Raw genomic sequence first — 17,823 nt, forward strand, 5'->3', positions numbered from 1 at the left:
CGCGGCAGGGGGCTCCGGCCCTGCCGCGGCAGCGGGCGGCCCCGCGACGTCAGCCCTGCACGGCGGCCGGATCCATCCAGACGACCTCCCAGGTGTGGCCGTCGAGGTCGTCGAAGGCCCGCCCGTACATGAAGCCGAGATCCTGGGTGCGGCCGCTCGTGGTCCCGCCGAGCGAGAGCGCGCGGTCGACCAGCGCGTCGACCTGATCGCGGCTCTCCGCGCTCAGCGCGACCAGCACCTCGCTGGTCCTGGTGGCGTCGGCGATCTCCTTGTCGGTGAAGGTGGCGTAGAACGGCCGGGTCAGGAGCATGGCCACGATGGTGTCGCTGATCACCACGGAGGCCGCGTTCTCGTCGCTGAACCGAGGGTTGATGGTGTAGCCCAGGTCCGTGAAGAACTTCTTCGAGGCGTCGAGGTCGTTCACGGGCAGGTTCACGAAGATCATCTGCTGGTACATGCGGTCTCTCTCCCCACAGGTTCGGTGTTCGAGAGGTAGACCGGCCGGTGCGCCGGAAGTCATCGGGGCCGGAGGATCCACTCCGACGGCGGCTGACCCCGACGGCGGCTCGCCCCGACGGCGGCTCAGCCGCCGGTGAGCGGCAGCGCCGCCAGTTCGGCCACGACCACCGTGAGCGGGCCGAACAGGGCCAGCAGGGCGGCGGCGCGCAGCGCGGCGGCGCTGCGCAGCATCGTCGCCGGCGCGCCGAGCCGCAGCAGCGCGGCGGTGCTGTCCTCGCGTGCCTGCCGGGCCTCCACGGCCGCGGTCAGCAGGGTCGCCACCGCCGCGCCCGCCACCAGCAGCACGCCGAGCGTGGTCAGCGGGCCGGCGGACGGCCCGTCTCCGGCGTAGAGGGCCGCCATCGCGTACGCGCCGGACGCCACCGCGCAGACCACGCCGAGCGGGCGGCCGATGCGGGTGGCCTCCGCCATCAGGACCCGCCCCGCCAGCAGCCGCAGCGCACCGGGGCGGACGGACTGCAGCAGCCGGCCGGACAGGTGGGTCAGACCGGGGCCGGCGAGGGCGAGCCCGACGGCGGTCAGGACCCAGCCCAGCAGTACCGAGGCCGGTCCTGCCGCCAGCCCGCCGGGCATGGTGAGGGCGGTGTGCGGCGCGGTGCCGCGGGTCGCGTACGTCTCCACGGTCAGCCCGGCGGCGAGGACGGCGATGCCCCAGGGCAGCCCCGCGGGCGCCGCGAGGTGGTCCGGCGGCCGCGCCGCGCCGCCGGTTCCGGCGACGCCGCGGGGCACCCCGCCCGGGGCCCGGACGCCGCCGTCGGCCGGGGCGGCGTCCGCCCCGGCGTCCCCGCCGTCGTCGGGCCGGGCCTGCGCGGGCCCGCTCCCGGCGCCCGCACCGTCACCGCGCCACCGCGCACCGAAGCGCCCGTAGGCGCCGAAGGTCTCCAGGGGCGACCGGCGCCCGTACGCGCCGAACCGGCCGAAGCCGTGCACCCGCCCGGGATGCTGCGTCGCGGCCGGGCGCAGTGCCAGCGCGACCGCCGCGGAGGCCGTCACCGGCAGCACCGCGAGCAGGGTGAGGGCGGCCGGCAGCGGCAGCGGCCGGTCCGCGGCGAGGAAGTCCGCGGCGGCGCCGTCGAACGGCATCCCGGTGAGGTCGCCGCGCAGGTTCAGGAAGACCAGAAGGGCCAGCGCCGAGCCGAGCGCGGTGGACAGCGCGGTGGTGAGTGCGGAGACGGCCATCAGGCGCGCCGGGCCCAGCCCGAGCGCGGACAGTCCCGCCCGGGGCCGGGTGGCGGGGTCGGTGCGGGCCACCGCCAGCGCGAGGTACACCGTTGCGGCCAGCGGCACCGCGCACCAGCCCAGGCGCAGCAGCAGGGAGCCGACCGGGGCGCCCGGATGGTCGAGGGCGTAGCCGAGGGAACCCAGCAGCAGGAAGCCGGTGCCCGCCGAGGCCGCCGCGACCAGCAGGCGGCGCAGCTGGACGGAGGGGCGGGCGCCGCGCGTCAGACGGAGAGCGAGCACGCGGCCCGGCCTTCCGACGCGGCGACCGGCGGCAGGTGCACGGTGTGCACGCGGCGGCCGTCCAGCAGGGACACGGTGCGGTCGGCCAGGGCGGCGGTGTCGGCGTCGTGGGTGGCGAGCACCACGGTGATGCCGTGACTGCGGGCCGCGGTGGTCAGGGTGCGCAGCACGTGCCCCCGGTCCGCGCGGTGCAGCGGTGCGGTCGGTTCGTCGGCGAAGAGCAGTGACGGTGCGGGCGCCAGGGCGCGGGCGATGCAGGCGCGCTGCCGCTCGGCCTGCCGCAGCTCGTGCGGCCGCCGACGGGCCTTGTCGCCGATGTCGAGGCGTTCCAGCCACTCCAGCGCGGCCGCTTTCGCGCGTCGCCGGCCCGTGCCGCGCAGCATCAGCGGCAGCGCCGCGTTCTCCCAGACGTTCAGTTCGGGGACGAGCAGCGGTGCCGGGTCGATCCAGCCGAAGCGGTCGCGGCGCAGTCGCTCGCGGGCCATCGGGCCCATGGTGTGCACCGGCACGCTGTTGAACCAGACCTCGCCCCGCTGCGCGGGGACCAGGCCCGACAGGCAGCGCAGCAGTGTGGTCTTGCCGCTGCCGCGCGGGCCGCCCACGGCGAGGATCTCGCCCTCCCGCACGCCCAGCGAGACGCCTTGCAGGGCGGGCGAGCCGTCGCGGTGCGTGAAGTGCAGGGACCGTGCCCAGAGCACGTCGTTGTCCGGCGGGGCCTCCATGGGCGTACACCTCGGTTCAGATCCGTAGTTCCCGTGTTCATTCCCCCGAGCGGGGGAACGAAGGCGGGGCCGATCGGTCACTGGGCACGCTAGGCAGGAGGGGCGGACGGGCCGGGCAGCACGCGGCCCCGGGCCGCCGTTTCTCACTCGAACGGGCGGCGCCGGAGCCGGTGTTGATCATCCTGAACGACGAACGGGCGGCACGGCCCCGGCACGCGGGAGGCCGCGGGCGCGGAGCCCGCCGTCCGGGTCGGGACTCAGAGCCTGGACCAGGCCTCCGTGAGGGTCGCGCGCAGGATCTGCTCGATCTCGTCGAAGGTCTCCTGGTTGGAGATCAGCGGCGGGGCGAGCTGGACGACCGGGTCGCCCCGGTCGTCGGCGCGGCAGTACAGCCCGTTCTCGTACAGCTTCTTGGAGAGGAAGCCGTACAGGACGCGCTCGGTCTCCTCCTCGTCGAAGGACTGCTTGCTGGCCTTGTCCTTCACCAGCTCGATGCCGTAGAAGAAGCCGTTGCCGCGGACGTCGCCGACGATCGGCAGGTCGTGCAGCTTCTCCAGGGTGGCCCGGAAGGCGGACTCGTTGTCGAGGACGTGCTGGTTGATGCCCTCGCGCTCGAAGAGGTCCAGGTTGGCCAGGCCGACCGCGGCCGACACGGGGTGGCCGCCGAAGGTGTAGCCGTGCAGGAAGGTGTTCTCGCCCCGGTAGAACGGCTCGGCGAGGCGGTCGGAGACGAGGCAGGCGCCGATGGGGGAGTAGCCGGACGTCATGCCCTTGGCGCAGGTGATCATGTCCGGGACGTAGCCGAACTTGTCGCAGGCGAACATGGTGCCCAGCCGCCCGAAGGCGCAGATGACCTCGTCGGAGACGAGCAGCACGTCGTGCCGGTCGCAGATCTCGCGCACCCGCTGGAAGTACCCGGGGGGCGGCGGGAAGCAGCCGCCGGCGTTCTGCACCGGCTCCAGGAAGACCGCGGCGACGGTGTCCGGGCCCTCGAAGAGGATCTGCTGCTCGATCTGGTCGGCGGCCCAGCGGCCGAACGCCTCCGGGTCGTCGCCGTGGATCGGCGCCCGGTAGATGTTGGTGTTGGGGACCTTGTGCGCGCCGGGGACCAGCGGCTCGAAGGGGGCCTTCAGGGCCGGCAGGCCGGTGATCGACAGGGCGCCCTGCGGGGTGCCGTGGTAGGCGACCGCGCGGGAGATCACCTTGTGCTTGGTGGGCTTGCCGACCAGCTTGAAGTACTGCTTGGCGAGCTTCCAGGCGGTCTCCACCGCCTCACCGCCGCCGGTGGTGAAGAAGACCTTGTTCAGGTCGCCCGGGGCATGGTGGGCGAGGCGCTCCGCCAGCTCCACCGCCTTGGGGTGGGCGTAGGACCAGACCGGGAAGAACGCCAGTTCCTGGGCCTGCTTGTAGGCCGTCTCGGCGAGTTCCATGCGGCCGTGGCCGGCCTGGACCACGAACAGACCCGCGAGACCGTCGAGGTACCGCTTGCCCTTGTCGTCGTAGATGTAGGTGCCCTCACCGCGGACGATGGTCGGGACGGGGGAGTTCTCGTACGAGGACATGCGGGTGAAGTGCATCCACAGGTGGTCGTACGCGGATCGGCTGAGGTCCTTGGTGCTGCTCACGGTTATCGGGTCCTCACGGTTATCGGGTTCCCCACATGTAGGTCTGCTTCTTGAGCTTGAGGTAGACGAAGCTCTCGGTGGAGCGCACCCCGGGCAGCGCCCGGATGCGTTTGTTGATGACGTCCAGCAGGTGGTCGTCGTCCTCGCAGACGATCTCGGCGAGCACGTCGAAGGAGCCCGCGGTCATCACCACGTACTCGACCTCCGGCATGGCGCTCAGCGCGTCGGCGATCCGCTCGGTGTCGCCCTCGGCGTTGACGCCGACCATCGCCTGGCGCCGGAAACCCACGGTGAGCGGGTCGGTGACGGCGACGATCTGCATCACGCCCTGGTCGAGCAGTTTCTGCACGCGCTGGCGCACCGCCGCCTCGGACAGGCCGACGGCCTTCCCGATGGCGGCGTACGGTCGTCGTCCGTCCTCCTGGAGCTGTTCGATGATGCCGAGGGAGACGGCGTCCAGCTGCGGCGTGCCGCCGTTCCTGGACTCGTTCCTTGACTCGCGGGGCTCGCGGGAGTCCCTCTGGTCTGCGCTTCGACTGGCCACGGCCTCACTGTGCACGACGTCTCGACAGTTTCGCAAGGGCCGAGCGATGAAATTCGTTGTTTACGAGGTTGAGACCTGCGGATTTCGCAGCCGTGATGTGATCAGGGGTGTTGAAAACGTCGGGTTCGCGGCTAGGCTGTGTGTCTCAGTAGCTGGACAACAGCACTGGTGACACGCACCCCGAGAACCTTGGAGGGCCGGCAGTGAGCAGCGAGCTGCGTCGTCTGCGCAACTACATCGACGGTGAGTTCCGGGACGCCGCCGACGGACGGACCACCGAGGTGGTCAACCCCGCGACGGGCGAGGCCTACGCGACCGCGCCGCTGTCCGGTCAGGCGGACGTGGACGCGGCGATGGCCGCCGCCGCCGCGGCCTTTCCGGCCTGGCGCGACACCACCCCCGCGGAGCGGCAGAAGGCCCTGCTGAAGATCGCGGACGCGTTCGAGGAGCGCGCCGAGGAGCTGATCGCGGCGGAGGTGGAGAACACGGGCAAGCCCACCGGGCTGACCCGCTCCGAGGAGATCCCGCCCATGGTCGACCAGATCCGCTTCTTCGCGGGCGCCGCGCGGATGCTGGAGGGCAAGTCGGCCGGCGAGTACATGGAGGGCCTCAGCTCCTTCGTCCGCCGCGAGCCGGTCGGCGTCTGCGCGCAGGTCGCGCCGTGGAACTACCCGATGATGATGGCCGTGTGGAAGTTCGCCCCGGCCATCGCGGCGGGCAACACGGTCGTCCTGAAGCCCTCGGACACCACCCCCGGGTCCACCGTCCTGATGGCCGAGATCCTCGGGTCGATCCTGCCCAAGGGCGTCTTCAACGTCATCTGCGGCGACCGCGAGACCGGCCGCATGATGGTCGAGCACCCGACCCCGGCGATGGCCTCCATCACCGGCTCGGTACGCGCCGGCATGCAGGTCGCCGAGTCCGCCTCCAAGGACGTCAAGCGGGTCCACCTGGAGCTCGGCGGCAAGGCCCCGGTCGTCGTCTTCGAGGACACCGACATCGCCAAGGCCGTCGAGGACATCTCGGTGGCGGGCTTCTTCAACGCCGGCCAGGACTGCACGGCCGCGACCCGCGTACTGGTCCACGAGTCGATCCACGACGAGTTCGTCGCCGCCCTCGCCAAGGCCGCCGCCGACACCAGGACGGGGCAGCCCGACGACGAGGACGTCCTCTACGGCCCGCTGAACAACCCGAACCAGCTCAAGCAGGTCGCGGGCTTCATCGAGCGGCTGCCCGCGCACGCGCGGGTCGAGACCGGCGGCAAGCGGGTCGGCGAGAAGGGCTACTTCTTCGCCCCGACCGTCGTCTCCGGCCTCCGGCAGGACGACGAGATCGTCCAGAACGAGGTCTTCGGCCCGGTGATCACCGTCCAGTCCTTCGCGGACGAGGACCAGGCCGTGGAGTGGGCGAACGGCGTCGAGTACGCCCTCGCCTCCTCGGTGTGGACCAAGGACCACGGTCGCGCCATGCGGATGTCCAAGAAGCTCGACTTCGGCTGCGTGTGGATCAACACCCACATTCCGCTGGTCGCCGAGATGCCGCACGGCGGCTTCAAGAAGTCCGGCTACGGCAAGGACCTGTCGGCGTACGGCTTCGACGACTACACGCGCATCAAGCACGTCATGACCTCGCTCGACGCCTGAGTCGGCGGGACCCGCGGCCCCGGACGGAGGACGGACCGTCCGGGGCCGCGGTGTGTCCGGGGCCGGGGGGTCGAAGGCCCGGGACCGGCAGCCGGGCCGGTCCCGCCCGGAGTGCGGTGGCCCGGGGGTGGGTTTTTGAACGTGTTCAACTCCTGGGGTAGTCTCCCGCCATGAGTCGAGCGAGTGAGAGAGCCGCCCTGCTGAGGAGCATCCGCGCCTGGCTGGTCCTGTTCGTCGTCTGCCTGGTGCTCAGCGGCGCCACCGCCTTCCCCCTGGTCCACGAACTGCGCTGGACCGAGCAGGCGCTGCGGGCCCTGTCCGTGCCCGCGCACCTGCCCGGCCTCACCGACTGGATCGCTCGCGTCCGGCAGGGCCTCGACGCCACCGACGCCCGCTACCCGTTCGTCCTCTACGGCACCGACTGGCTCGCCTTCGCCCACCTCGTCATCGCGGTCGCCTTCTGGGGCCCCTACCGCGACCCCGTCCGCAACGTCTGGGTCGTCGAGTTCGGCATGATCGCCTGCGCCGGGATCATCCCACTCGCCCTGATCTGCGGGCCGATCCGCGGAATCCCCCTGTGGTGGTCGCTGATCGACATGTCGTTCGGCGTGTTCGGGGCGATCCCGCTGTACGCCGTCCGCCGCAGGATCAAGCGGCTGGAGGCGCTGGGCCCGCAGCCGACCGGTGCGCCCGCCGTCTGACGACGGCCGCCCCGCGCTCCGACGCCGTCCGCCGCCGCTCCCCGGGTCAGTCTCCCCGGACCGCGAGCAGGACGTCGACGCGGTTCGTGGTGATCGAGTCGACGCCCAGGTCCAGCAGGCGGCGCAGGGCGCGGCGGGTGTCCGGCGTCCACACCGACAGCAGGTAGCCGTCGTGGTGGACGCGCCGGGCCAGCTCCCGGTCGACCAGGGAGAAGCGGTAGTTGAGCCAGCGCGGCCGCACCGCGTCCAGCAGCGCGGGGCGCGGCGGGGCCAGGCTGGTCCAGGTCAGGGCGATCTCCGCGGACGGGTCGGCGGCCCGTACGGCGAGCATCGCCCGGGCGTCCGCGCAGTAGTACACCCGCTCCTGCGCCCCGGCCTCCCGTACGGCGTCCACCACCCGCCGGGCCGCCCGCACGTCGGGGGTGCCGGGCAGGTCCAGCATCACCCGGCCGCCGCCGGTCGCGGCGAGCGCCTCCGCGAGCGTCGGGACCCCGCCCCGCGTCAGCTCCCGCACCTCGGCCAGCGACAGCGAGGCCAGCGGTCGGTCCTGCTGCCACAGCCGCTTCAGCGTCTCGTCGTGCAGCAGTACGGGCACGCCGTCCCGGGTCGGGCGTACGTCGACCTCCACCGCGTCCGCACCCCAACGGAGCGCGGAACGCAGCGAGTCGACGGTGTTCTCGCGGACGCGGTAGGGGTCCCCGCGGTGGGCCACGGCAGTCACGGTGCGCATGGGGCCATTGTGGGGGAGAGGCGCGGGCCCGACCTCAGCGCGTCGGCCACCGGTCGGTGAAGTCGTCGATCTCGGCGGTCAGGCGGCTCCTGCCGGCCTCGTCCAGGAAGGACGCCTCGACCGCGTTCTTCGCCAGCTCCGCCAGGCCCCGCTCGTCGAGGTCGAGCAGCCGGGCGGCCACCGCGTACTCGGTGTTCAGGTCGGTGCCGAACATCGGCGGGTCGTCGGAGTTGACGGTGACGTGGACCCCGGCCCGTACGAACTCCGCGAGCGGATGCTCGTCCAGGCTGCGGACCGCTCGGGTGGCGATGTTGGAGGTGGGGCACACCTCCAGCGGGATGCGCCGCTCGGCGAGGTGCGCCAGCAGCCGCGGGTCCAGGACGGAACTGGTGCCGTGCCCGATCCGCTCGGCCCCCAGGTGGGTCAGCGCGTCCCACACCGTCTCCGGCCCGGTCGTCTCGCCGGCGTGCGGCACCGACCGCAGCCCGGCCGCTATCGCCCGGTCGAAGTACGGCTTGAACTGCGGCCGCGGTACGCCGACCTCGGGGCCGCCGAGCCCGAAGGAGACCAGTCCCTCGGGGCGCAGCCGGTCGTCGGTGGCGAGCCGGGCCGTCTCCTCGGCGGCCTCCAACCCGGCCTCACCGGGGATGTCGAAGCACCAGCGCAGCACGGTGCCGAACTCGGCCTCGGCCGCCTTGCGGGCGTCCTCGATCGCGTCCATGAAGGCCCGCTCGTCGATCCCGCGCCGGGTGGAGGAGAACGGCGTGATGGTCAGCTCCGCGTAACGCACCTGCTGCCGCGCCAGTTCGCGGCCCACCTCGTAGGTCAGCAGCCGCACGTCCTCGGGTGTGCGGACCAGGTCGACGACGGACAGGTACACCTCGATGAAGTGGGCGAAGTCCGTGAAGGTGAAGTAGTCGGCCAGCGCCTCGGGGTCGGTGGGGACCCTGGAGTCGGGATGGCGGGCGGCCAGTTCCGACACGATGCGCGGGGAGGCGGACCCGACGTGGTGCACGTGCAGTTCCGCCTTGGGCAGCCCGGCGATGAACGCCGCCAGTTCGGGCCGGACCGGCGCGGCGGCGGGCGCGTGGTCGAGGTGGTCGGTCAAGGGGGCCTCCCCGGGCAGGGGCGCCGGGCGTCCGGTGGTCCGGTGCGGCGCCGGTGATCGGCTGATCGTGTGGCAGGGCCATCGTAGGCCGCGCGCCCCGCGCGCCCCGTGCCCCCGGCGGGTGCGCGGAACCGGTGGAGCGGGGTGTCCGCTGCGGCGGGGCGCCGTGGCGGGGCGCCGTGGCGGGGCGCCGTGGTGGGGCGGGGTGCGGGGTGGCCGGATCGCCCCGCGAGCAAGGACGTAGCATGGCGGCGAAGGTCGACACCGGGGGGACAGCTCATGACCGACGCCACGCAGCCGGGCGAGGACAGCGCAGGCGGTTACGACCCCTGGGCGGCGCCCGACAGCAGGCCGTCGCTGGAGAAGAAGCCGGCACCGGACGCGGCGCGGCCGCCGGCCGGTGCCGAGGCACCCGGCAGCCGTCCCGTGCAGGAGCCGCAGCCCGGTCCGCAACCGGCACCCGTGCACGACCAGCCCACCATGGCCGCCCCGCCGCCCGAGGGTTTCGCCCCGCCCGCCTACCCCGCGCCGCCCCACGGCGCGCCGCCCGGCGGTGCCCCCGCACCCGGGGAGTTCCCGGTCCCGCCTCCACCGGTCGCCCCGCACGGCCCCGCGGGCTACGGCGCCACCGGCTACGGCGCCCCCGAGAACCCGGCCGGCTACGGCTACCCCGAAGGCCCCGCCGCCGAGTACCCGGGTGTCCCCGCATACCCCGGCGCTCCCGAATACCCGGGCTATCCCGGCCCGACGGCCTACCCCGCCTCGCCCGGCTACGGCTGGCCGGCCGTGCCGATGGCGCCGCAGAACGGCATGGGCACCGCCGCCATGGTGCTGGGCATCCTGTCCTGCTGCCTGTTCTGCCTGTACGGCGTGGTGTCACTGATCCTGGGCGTACTGGCGGTGATCTTCGGTGTCCAGGGGCGGCGCCGGGCGGCCCGCGGCGAGGCCACCAACCACGGTCAGGCGCTGGCCGGGCTGATCACGGGCGCGATCGGCATCGTCCTCGGCGTCGCCGTGGTCGTTCTGCTGATCATCGGCATCTCCCTGGCCGCGAACGAGGGCGACGACTACCACGACGGCGCCGCGGCCCCGGTGTCCGCACCGGCCTTCCGCTGAACCGCCCGCGCGGCCTGCCGACGAGCAGTCCGCGCCCGTCCATCGGGGCAACCCGGGCTCACCCGCCGGGGTCGCCACGCACCCTTGCACTGCCGGTCCACCACGCCTCCACCCCGGTGAGCAGGGCGATCACGATGCCCACCGTCAACGAGGGGAGACCCAGTCCATGTCCGACTTCCATCCCGGATCCGGCGGTTTCGGACCGCCCACCCAGCCGCCGCCCCGGCCTCAGGAGGGCGTTCCCGGACACGGGTACCCGCAGGCCGGCACCCAGCCCGGGCCCGGCTACGGATACCCCGCCGCATCACCCGGCCCCGGGCCCGCCCAGCCGGCGGCACCCGCGGGATACCCGGCCGCGTCCGCGGGACACCCGGTGGCACCCGCCGGATACCCGGCAGGGCACCCGGGGCATCCGGCAGGTCCCGCGGGCTACCCGGTAGGTCCCGCGGGCTACCCGCAGGCGCCCGGCTACGGGGTACCGGTGCAGCCGAGCAACGGCCTCGGCACCACGGGACTGGTCCTGGGCATCATCGGCGTGGTGTGCAGTCTGACCCTGATCTTCTGGTTCTTCGGGGTCGTCCTGGGCATCCTCGGGATCATCTTCGGCGCCATCGGCCGGGGCAAGGCAAACCGCGGCGAGGCCACCAACAAGGGCGCGGCGACCGCCGGGCTGGTCTGCGGAATCATCGCCACCGTGATCCTTCCGCTGCTGGGCCTGCTGCTCTTCGCGAGCGTGATGGGATCGGCCTGACGCGCTGAGGCCGGGACGGCGGACCCGCCGTCCCGCCCCGGTCGCCGCTCCGGCAGTCCCCGCCCGTGCGGGCTCCCCGGCGGCCCCCCGGACCCGGCGGCCCCCCCGGACCCGGCGGCCTCCGGACCCGGCGGCCCCCGCCGTCCGCGGACACCGCGCCCGACCGCCGGTCCTCGACCACCCGCGCTCCCGCCCGGCACCCGGGCTTCACCTCTCCGCGCCCGCTACCGGGAAGCCATTCCGCCGCCGGGCGCCCTCGCGGCCCGCACCCGGAAGGCAGCGCGCCCCGCTTCACCGCCCCGTCCGGCGGTTCACCGCCCCGCCCGCAGCTCCTCGCGGGCCGCCATGAGGGCGAAGCCCAGCAGGTTCGGGCCCCGCCAGCGCGCCGGATCGCTCGCGGCCTCGTCGTCCGCGGCCAGCCCGATGCCCCAGATCCGGTCCACCGGGCTCGCCTCCACCAGCACCCGCTCTCCCGTGGCCAGCAGGAACTCCCGCAGATCGGGGTGGGCGGTGAACTTGTGGACGCTTCCCTCGACCACGATCCGGAAGCGCTCCCGCGCCCACCGCGACTCGTCGAAGCCGCGCACCAGTCGTCCCGCGTTCTTGGCCTCGGCCGGGTGCCGCGCGGCCAGGATCCGCTGCTCCGCCGCCCCGTCCCCGAACAGCCGCGCCTTGCCGGCCATCATCCAGTGCTCCGCGGTGGCGTACCGGACGCCCTCCACGGTGAACGGCGACGGCCACCACTGGCTCAGGCAGCCCGGACCCACCCGGCCGTCCGTGCGCGGCCGGTGCCCCCAGAAGAACAGGTACTTGATCCTCGCCCCCGCGCTGACCTGCTCGACGAGCGCCTGCCGGGAGCCGATCCGGCCCCCGGGCCCCCTGCCTGCCGTGCTCCGGCGCACGCCGCCCTCCGAACGCTCCCCCACCTGCTCGCTCATGCAGCCGAGTCTGGCACGCACCACGGACACACCGTCCTGCCTTTTGCCGGGGCACTCGACACCCTGGTCGACAGATTTCGTCGCGTAACCAAAAGGCAACAACGGAATCCCTTGTTGCACCGCATTACCTCTGTCAGGATCGGCACTCAAATCGAGCTGGAGCTACGCCAGCCGCCCCCGCGGAGAGCGGGGCGACGGCGGAGGAGAGCGACATGCAGGACGCGGGCACCGACACCCCGGCCGGTCCGGCCCTCTCGGGCCGAGCGGACCGAGCCCCCGGATTCCCGGCGCAGGAACGTTTCGCGGACGGCGCGCAGTACCTCGCGGGCCGTCTGACCGAGGGTACGTCCGGCCGCACCCATGCGGTCGTCGACCCGGCCACCGGCGAGGTGGTGCACAGCTACCGGCCGGCCGGTCGCGAGGACGTGGACGCCGCGGTCGCGGCAGCCCGTGCCGCCTACCCGGACTGGGCGGGCGCCACCCCGGGCGAGCGCTCCGAGGCGCTGCACCGCTTCTCCGCCGTCCTCGCCGACCGCGCCGAGGAGCTGGCCCGCGCCGAGTCCCTGCAGTGCGGCAAGCCGCTGAAGCTCAGCCGCGAGTTCGACGTCCCCGGCACCGTGGACAACGCCGCCTTCTTCGCCGGCGCCGCACGGCACCTGCAGGGCCAGTCGGCCGGCGAGTACTCCGGCGACCACACCTCCTACGTCCGCCGCGAGCCCATCGGCGTCGTCGGCTCCATCGCGCCGTGGAACTACCCGCTGCAGATGGCCGCCTGGAAGATCCTCCCGGCGATCGCCGCGGGCAACACCGTGGTGCTCAAGCCCGCCGAGCTCACCCCGTTCACCTCACTGCTGTTCGCCGAGGCCGCGACCGCTGCCGGCCTGCCCGACGGCGTCGTCAACATCGTCAACGGCACCGGCAAGGAGGCCGGCGAGCACCTGGTGGGCCACCCGGACGTGGCGATGACCTCCTTCACCGGTTCCACCGCCGTCGGCCGGCGCGTCGCGGAGATCGCCACCGCCACCGTCAAGCGGCTGCACCTGGAGCTCGGCGGAAAGGCCCCCTTCGTCGTCTTCGACGACGCCGACCTCGACGCCGCCGTGCGGGGCGCGGTCGCCGGCTCCCTCATCAACACCGGGCAGGACTGCACCGCGGCCACCCGCGCCTACGTGCAGCGGCCGCTCTACGAGGCGTTCGTGGAGCGGACCGCGGCGCTGATGGAGTCCGTCCGCCTCGGCGACCCGTTCGCCCCCGGCACCGACCTCGGCCCGCTGATCTCGCACGCCCAGCGCGACCGGCTTCGTCGACCGGGCGCGGGCCTACGCCCGCGTGGTCACCGGCGGCGAGGCCCCCGGGGGCGAACTGGCGAAGGGCGCCTACTACCGGCCCACCCTGATCGCCGACGCCCCCCAGGACAGCGAGATCGTCCAGGCCGAGATCTTCGGCCCGGTCCTCGCCGTGCTGCCCTTCGACACCGACGACGAGGGCATCCGGCTCGCCAACGACACGCCGTACGGGCTGGCCGCCTCGGCGTGGACCCGGAACGTGTACCGGGCGGGCCGCGCCACCCGCGACATCCGGGCCGGATGCGTCTGGATCAACGACCACATCCCGATCATCAGCGAGATGCCGCACGGCGGCTACCGGGCCTCCGGCTTCGGCAAGGACATGTCCGCCTACTCCTTCGAGGAGTACACGCAGATCAAGCACGTCATGTACGACAACACCGCGGTCGCCGCGAAGGACTGGCACCGCACCGTCTTCGGGGACCGATAGCGACGACCGGGCCGCCCGACCGCGGCCGAATCCTCCCGAAAGGGCACCACGCGCATGGAGCAGTACGAGCCCGACCGCCTGACCCCGGCCCAAGTGGCCGCCGTGCGGCGCAGTTTCCGCAACGGCCGGGCGGCCTTCACCCGCCGTTCGCTGCTGCGCGCCTCCGCCGGCGGCGCGCTGGCGGTGGGCGGTCTCGGGGCGCTCAGCGCCTGCGGGATCCCCGCGGCGGGCAAGACCGGGGGCGGCACCTCCGCCCAGGACCACTCGGCCGGGGAGAAGGTCGTCAACTTCTCCAACTGGACCGAGTACATGGACGTCGACGACAGCGGCAAGCACCATCCGACGCTGGACGCCTTCACCCGGCGGTCCGGTATCAAGGTCAAGTACACCGAGGACATCAACGACAACAGCGAGTTCTTCGGCAAGATCAAGCCGCAGCTCGCCGCGGGCCAGGACACCGGCCGCGACCTGATGGTCCTCACCGACTGGCTCGCCGCCCGGCTGATCCGCCTGGGATGGGTCCAGAAACTCGACCCGTCCAACCTGCCGCACGCCTACGCCAACCTCTCGCCCCAGTTCCGCACCCCGGACTGGGACCCGGGCCGGGCGTACTCCTACCCCTGGCAGGGCATCGCGACGGTGATCGCCTTCAACAAGCGGGCGCTCGACGGGGTCGAGGTGCGGTCGGTCTCCGACCTGCTCGACAACCCCAAGCTCAAGGGCAAGGTCGGCTTCCTCACCGAGCTGCGCGACAGCGTCGGGATGACCCTGCTGGACATGGGCAAGGACCCCGGGAAGTTCACCGACGACGACTTCGACGCGGCCATCGCCCGGATGCAGAAGGGCGTCGACAGCGGCCAGATCCGGCGCTTCACCGGCAACGACTACACCTCCGACCTCACCAAGGGCGACCTGGCGGCCTGCCTCGCCTGGGCGGGCGACGTGGTGCAGCTCCAGGCGGACAGCCCGGACATCGACTTCGTCATCCCGGACAGCGGCTACATGTCCTCCAGCGACAACCTGCTGGTGCCCAACAAGGCGCGGCACAAGACCAACGCCGAACGGCTCATCGACTACTACTACGAGCCCCGGGCGGCCGCCGAGCTCGCGGCCTACATCAACTACGTCTGTCCGGTGGACGGCGTGCAGGCCGAGCTGGCGAAGATCGACGAGGACGCGGCGAAGAACCCGCTGATCATCCCCGACCAGGCCATGCAGGCCAAGTCCCATGCCTTCCGCTCGCTGAGCCAGAAGGAAGAGACGGCCTACGAAGAAAAGTTCGCGAAGCTCACTGGGGCGTGACGACGATGACGACAGACAACGGCGGCGACGTCCGCCTCTCCGGGATCAGCAAGACGTACGGCTCCTTCACCGCCGTCCACCCGCTCGACCTGACCGTGCCGCAGGGCTCCTTCTTCGCGCTGCTCGGCGCCTCCGGGTGCGGCAAGACCACCACCCTGCGCATGATCGCAGGACTGGAGGAGCCCACCTCCGGCACCGTGGCGCTGGGCGACCAGGACGTCACGGCCCTCCCACCGTACAAACGGCCGGTCAACACGGTCTTCCAGTCCTACGCCCTCTTCCCGCACCTCGACGTCCACGAGAACGTCGCCTTCGGTCTGCGCAGGCGCGGCATCAAGAGCGTGAAGAAGCAGGTCGAGGACATGCTGGACCTGGTCCAGCTCGGGGAGCAGGCCCGCAAGAAGCCCCACCAGCTCTCCGGCGGCCAGCAGCAGCGCGTCGCCGTGGCCAGGGCGCTGATCAACCACCCCCGGGTGCTGCTCCTCGACGAGCCCCTCGGCGCCCTCGACCTGAAACTGCGCCGGCAGATGCAGCTGGAGCTGAAACGGATCCAGACCGAGGTCGGCATCACGTTCATCCACGTCACCCACGACCAGGAGGAGGCCATGACGATGGCCGACTCGGTCGCCGTGATGAACGCCGGACGGGTGGAGCAGCTCGGCTCGCCCGCCGACCTGTACGAGAACCCGAGGACCACCTTCGTGGCGAACTTCCTCGGCACCTCGAACCTGGTCGAGGCGGAGATCGACACCGTCAGCGGCGACGACCTGGTGATCAGGGCGGGCGGCGGCAAGCTCGTCGTCCCCGCGGCGCGCTGCTCCGCGCCGACCGCGGCCGGCGGCAAGGTGCTGCTCGGGGTCCGTCCGGAGAAGGTCTCGCTGACCCACGCCGACGACGCCGGGTCCGTCCCCGAGGGCCGCAACCGCGTCACCGGCCGGATCGCCGACTCCAGCTTCATCGGCGTGTCCACGCAGTACGTGGTCGACAGCCCCGTCTGCCCCGGGTTCGAGGTCTACGTCCAGAACGTCGAACGGGACGCCCGGCTGGTTCCGGGTGCCGAGGTCGTCCTGCACTGGAGCCCGGCCCACACCTTCTGCCTGGACGCGGCCCAGGGCGCCGACGCCGGTACCGGGGAGGCCGCCTGATGGCCACCGTCACCGAGGCGCCGCCACCGCTCGCGCCGTCCGCCCCCGAGGAGAGGGCGCCGCGCAGACGGGGCCGCCTCACCCCGTACTGGCTGCTGCTGCCGGGCATCCTCTGGCTGCTCGTCTTCTTCGCCCTGCCCCTGGTCTACCAGGCCTCCACGTCCGTGCAGACGGGCTCCCTGGAGGAGGGCTACAAGGTCACCTGGCACTTCGCGACCTACTGGAACGCCCTCGGCGACTACTGGCCGCAGTTCGTGCGCTCGGTGGTCTACGCGGCCGCCGCGACCGGCCTGTGCCTGCTGCTCGGCTACCCGCTGGCCTACCTGATCGCGTTCCGCGCGGGGCGCTGGCGGAACCTGATCATGATCCTGGTGATCGCACCGTTCTTCACCAGCTTCCTGATCCGCACCCTGGCCTGGAAGACGATCCTGGCCGACGGCGGCCCGGTCGTCGGCGCCCTGAACACCCTGCACGTGCTGGACGTCACCAGCTGGCTCGGCTGGACCTCCGGCGACCGGGTGCTGGCCACGCCGCTGGCGGTGGTGTGCGGCCTGACGTACAACTTCCTGCCGTTCATGATCCTTCCGCTGTACACCTCGCTGGAGCGCATCGACGGGCGGCTGCACGAGGCGGCGGGCGACCTGTACGCCCGCCCCTCCACCACCTTCCGCCGGGTCACCTTCCCGCTGTCGATGCCCGGTGTGGTCTCCGGCACGCTGCTGACGTTCATCCCCGCGGCCGGCGACTACGTCAACTCCGAACTGCTCGGCTCCACGCACACCCGCATGATCGGCAACGTCATCCAGACGGAGTTCCTGCGCGTCCTGGACTACCCGACGGCCGCCGCCCTCTCCTTCATCCTGATGGCCGCGATCCTCTTCATGGTCACCTTCTACATCCGCCGGTCCGGGACGGAGGATCTGGTCTAAATGCCCTTCGTCAACTGGTTCAAGCGCCACCTGGTCGTCATCGCGGGCCTCGGCACGCTGGCCTACCTGCTGCTGCCGAACGTCGTCGTGACGGTGTTTTCGTTCAACAAGCCGAAGAGCCGCTTCAACTACCAGTGGCAGCAGTTCTCCACGGACGCCTGGAAGGACCCCTGCGGCGTCGCCGGCATGTGCGACTCGCTGTCCGTCAGCCTCCAGGTCGCGGTGTACGCCACCCTCGGCGCCACCGTCCTCGGCACGATGATCGCCTTCGCGCTGGTCCGCTACCGCTTCCGGGCCCGCCCCGTCATCAACTCGCTGATCTTCCTGCCGATGGCGATGCCCGAGGTGGTCATGGCCGCCTCGCTGCTCACCCTGTTCCTCAACATGGGCGCGAAGCTCGGCTTCTGGACGATCCTGATCGCCCACATCATGTTCTGCCTGAGCTTCGTCGTCACCGCGGTCAAGGCCCGCGTGATGTCGATGGACCCGCGCCTGGAGCAGGCCGCGCAGGACCTGTACGCGGGACCGGTGCAGACGTTCCTGCGGGTGACCCTGCCCATCGCGGCGCCCGGCATCGCGGCGGGTGCGCTGCTCGCCTTCGCGCTCTCCTTCGACGACTTCATCATCACCAACTTCAACGCCGGCTCGACCGTCACCTTCCCCATGTACGTGTGGGGTTCGGCGCAGCGCGGCACCCCCGTCCAGATCAACGTCATCGGCACGGCCATGTTCCTGGTCGCCGTGCTGTTCGTCCTGGCCTCCATGGTCATGGGCAACCGCCGTTCCAAGCAGAAGGCACAGACCCCGTAGGGA

17 protein-coding genes and 1 pseudogene are annotated in these 17,823 nt (G+C 72.3%); 9 read left to right on the top strand and 9 right to left on the bottom strand.

Annotation, left to right across the window (positions count from 1 at the left end):
• Positions 1–49: 49 nt before the first annotated feature.
• The 5 genes from ACL02U_RS08090 to ACL02U_RS08110 form a co-directional block, all read right to left on the bottom strand.
• Positions 50–457 carry a VOC family protein gene (locus tag ACL02U_RS08090; protein ID WP_412789975.1) on the bottom strand — a complete coding sequence of 136 codons (408 nt, stop codon included), beginning with the start codon at positions 455–457 and terminating at the stop codon, positions 50–52.
• 125 nt (positions 458–582) lie between these two features.
• A complete protein-coding gene (locus ACL02U_RS08095; RefSeq protein WP_412789976.1) occupies positions 583–1,980 on the bottom strand; it encodes a hypothetical protein in 1,398 nt (465 codons plus the stop codon).
• A complete protein-coding gene (locus ACL02U_RS08100; protein ID WP_412789977.1) occupies positions 1,962–2,702 on the bottom strand; it encodes an ABC transporter ATP-binding protein in 741 nt (246 codons plus the stop codon). The genes ACL02U_RS08095 and ACL02U_RS08100 overlap by 19 nt, the downstream gene beginning before the upstream one ends.
• Before the next feature lie 257 nt (positions 2,703–2,959).
• Complete coding sequence (locus tag ACL02U_RS08105) at positions 2,960–4,327, bottom strand: aspartate aminotransferase family protein (protein WP_412789978.1); 1,368 nt, start codon at positions 4,325–4,327, stop codon at positions 2,960–2,962.
• A gap of 19 nt (positions 4,328–4,346) precedes the next feature.
• On the bottom strand, positions 4,347–4,886 hold the full coding sequence (locus ACL02U_RS08110; RefSeq protein WP_412789979.1) for an Lrp/AsnC family transcriptional regulator: 540 nt from the start codon (positions 4,884–4,886) through the stop codon (positions 4,347–4,349).
• Between the two features lie 188 nt (positions 4,887–5,074).
• Between ACL02U_RS08110 and ACL02U_RS08115 the strand changes: the two genes are divergently transcribed.
• Together ACL02U_RS08115 and ACL02U_RS08120 are read left to right on the top strand one after the other, a co-directional pair.
• The gene (locus tag ACL02U_RS08115; protein WP_412789980.1) at positions 5,075–6,514 is read left to right on the top strand and encodes a gamma-aminobutyraldehyde dehydrogenase; all 1,440 of its coding nucleotides are present in this window, start codon (positions 5,075–5,077) and stop codon (positions 6,512–6,514) included.
• Positions 6,515–6,684: 170 nt separating this feature from the next.
• Positions 6,685–7,215: a hypothetical protein gene (locus ACL02U_RS08120; RefSeq protein ID WP_412789981.1), complete on the top strand. Its 531-nt coding sequence runs from the start codon at positions 6,685–6,687 to the stop codon at positions 7,213–7,215.
• Positions 7,216–7,261: 46 nt separating this feature from the next.
• Here the strand turns inward: ACL02U_RS08120 and ACL02U_RS08125 are convergent, their stop codons facing one another.
• Entirely contained in the window at positions 7,262–7,945 is a 684-nt protein-coding gene (locus tag ACL02U_RS08125) for a glycerophosphodiester phosphodiesterase (RefSeq protein WP_412789982.1), read from the bottom strand.
• Between the two features lie 34 nt (positions 7,946–7,979).
• Positions 7,980–9,053 (bottom strand): adenosine deaminase, encoded by a 1,074-nt coding sequence (locus ACL02U_RS08130; RefSeq protein ID WP_412789983.1) that lies wholly within the window; start codon positions 9,051–9,053, stop codon positions 7,980–7,982.
• A 279-nt stretch (positions 9,054–9,332) separates the two neighbouring features.
• On the opposite strand from ACL02U_RS08130, the gene ACL02U_RS08135 reads away from it, so the two are divergent.
• Entirely contained in the window at positions 9,333–10,169 is an 837-nt protein-coding gene (locus tag ACL02U_RS08135) for a DUF4190 domain-containing protein (protein WP_412789984.1), read from the top strand.
• Positions 10,170–10,227: 58 nt separating this feature from the next.
• Here the strand turns inward: ACL02U_RS08135 and ACL02U_RS08140 are convergent, their stop codons facing one another.
• The gene (locus ACL02U_RS08140) at positions 10,228–10,350 is read right to left on the bottom strand and encodes a hypothetical protein (protein ID WP_412790012.1); all 123 of its coding nucleotides are present in this window, start codon (positions 10,348–10,350) and stop codon (positions 10,228–10,230) included.
• Here ACL02U_RS08140 and ACL02U_RS08145 point away from each other — a divergent pair.
• Complete coding sequence (locus ACL02U_RS08145; RefSeq protein ID WP_412789985.1) at positions 10,336–10,920, top strand: DUF4190 domain-containing protein; 585 nt, start codon at positions 10,336–10,338, stop codon at positions 10,918–10,920. The two genes, ACL02U_RS08140 and ACL02U_RS08145, sit on opposite strands and share 15 nt — an antisense overlap.
• Positions 10,921–11,231: 311 nt before the next feature.
• Here ACL02U_RS08145 and ACL02U_RS08150 read toward each other — a convergent pair whose 3' ends face one another.
• Positions 11,232–11,858, bottom strand: coding sequence for an NADAR family protein (locus tag ACL02U_RS08150; protein WP_412789986.1), 627 nt, complete (start codon positions 11,856–11,858; stop codon positions 11,232–11,234).
• A 212-nt stretch (positions 11,859–12,070) separates the two neighbouring features.
• Between ACL02U_RS08150 and ACL02U_RS08155 the strand changes: the two are divergent.
• From ACL02U_RS08155 to ACL02U_RS08175, 5 genes and pseudogenes are all read left to right on the top strand, one after another.
• A pseudogene (locus ACL02U_RS08155) lies at positions 12,071–13,634 on the top strand (gamma-aminobutyraldehyde dehydrogenase).
• Between the two features lie 54 nt (positions 13,635–13,688).
• Positions 13,689–14,936 carry a spermidine/putrescine ABC transporter substrate-binding protein gene (locus ACL02U_RS08160; protein ID WP_412789987.1) on the top strand — a complete coding sequence of 416 codons (1,248 nt, stop codon included), beginning with the start codon at positions 13,689–13,691 and terminating at the stop codon, positions 14,934–14,936.
• A 5-nt stretch (positions 14,937–14,941) separates the two neighbouring features.
• On the top strand, positions 14,942–16,081 hold the full coding sequence (locus ACL02U_RS08165) for an ABC transporter ATP-binding protein (protein WP_412789988.1): 1,140 nt from the start codon (positions 14,942–14,944) through the stop codon (positions 16,079–16,081).
• Positions 16,081–17,010, top strand: a complete 930-nt coding sequence (locus ACL02U_RS08170) for an ABC transporter permease (RefSeq protein ID WP_412789989.1) — start codon at positions 16,081–16,083, stop codon at positions 17,008–17,010. The genes ACL02U_RS08165 and ACL02U_RS08170 overlap by 1 nt, the downstream gene beginning before the upstream one ends.
• Positions 17,011–17,820 (top strand): ABC transporter permease, encoded by an 810-nt coding sequence (locus tag ACL02U_RS08175; protein ID WP_412789990.1) that lies wholly within the window; start codon positions 17,011–17,013, stop codon positions 17,818–17,820.
• Positions 17,821–17,823: the final 3 nt, after the last annotated feature.

The sequence above is a fragment of the Streptomyces sp. MS06 genome, assembly GCF_047200655.1.
Lineage (GTDB): Bacteria > Actinomycetota > Actinomycetes > Streptomycetales > Streptomycetaceae > Streptomyces.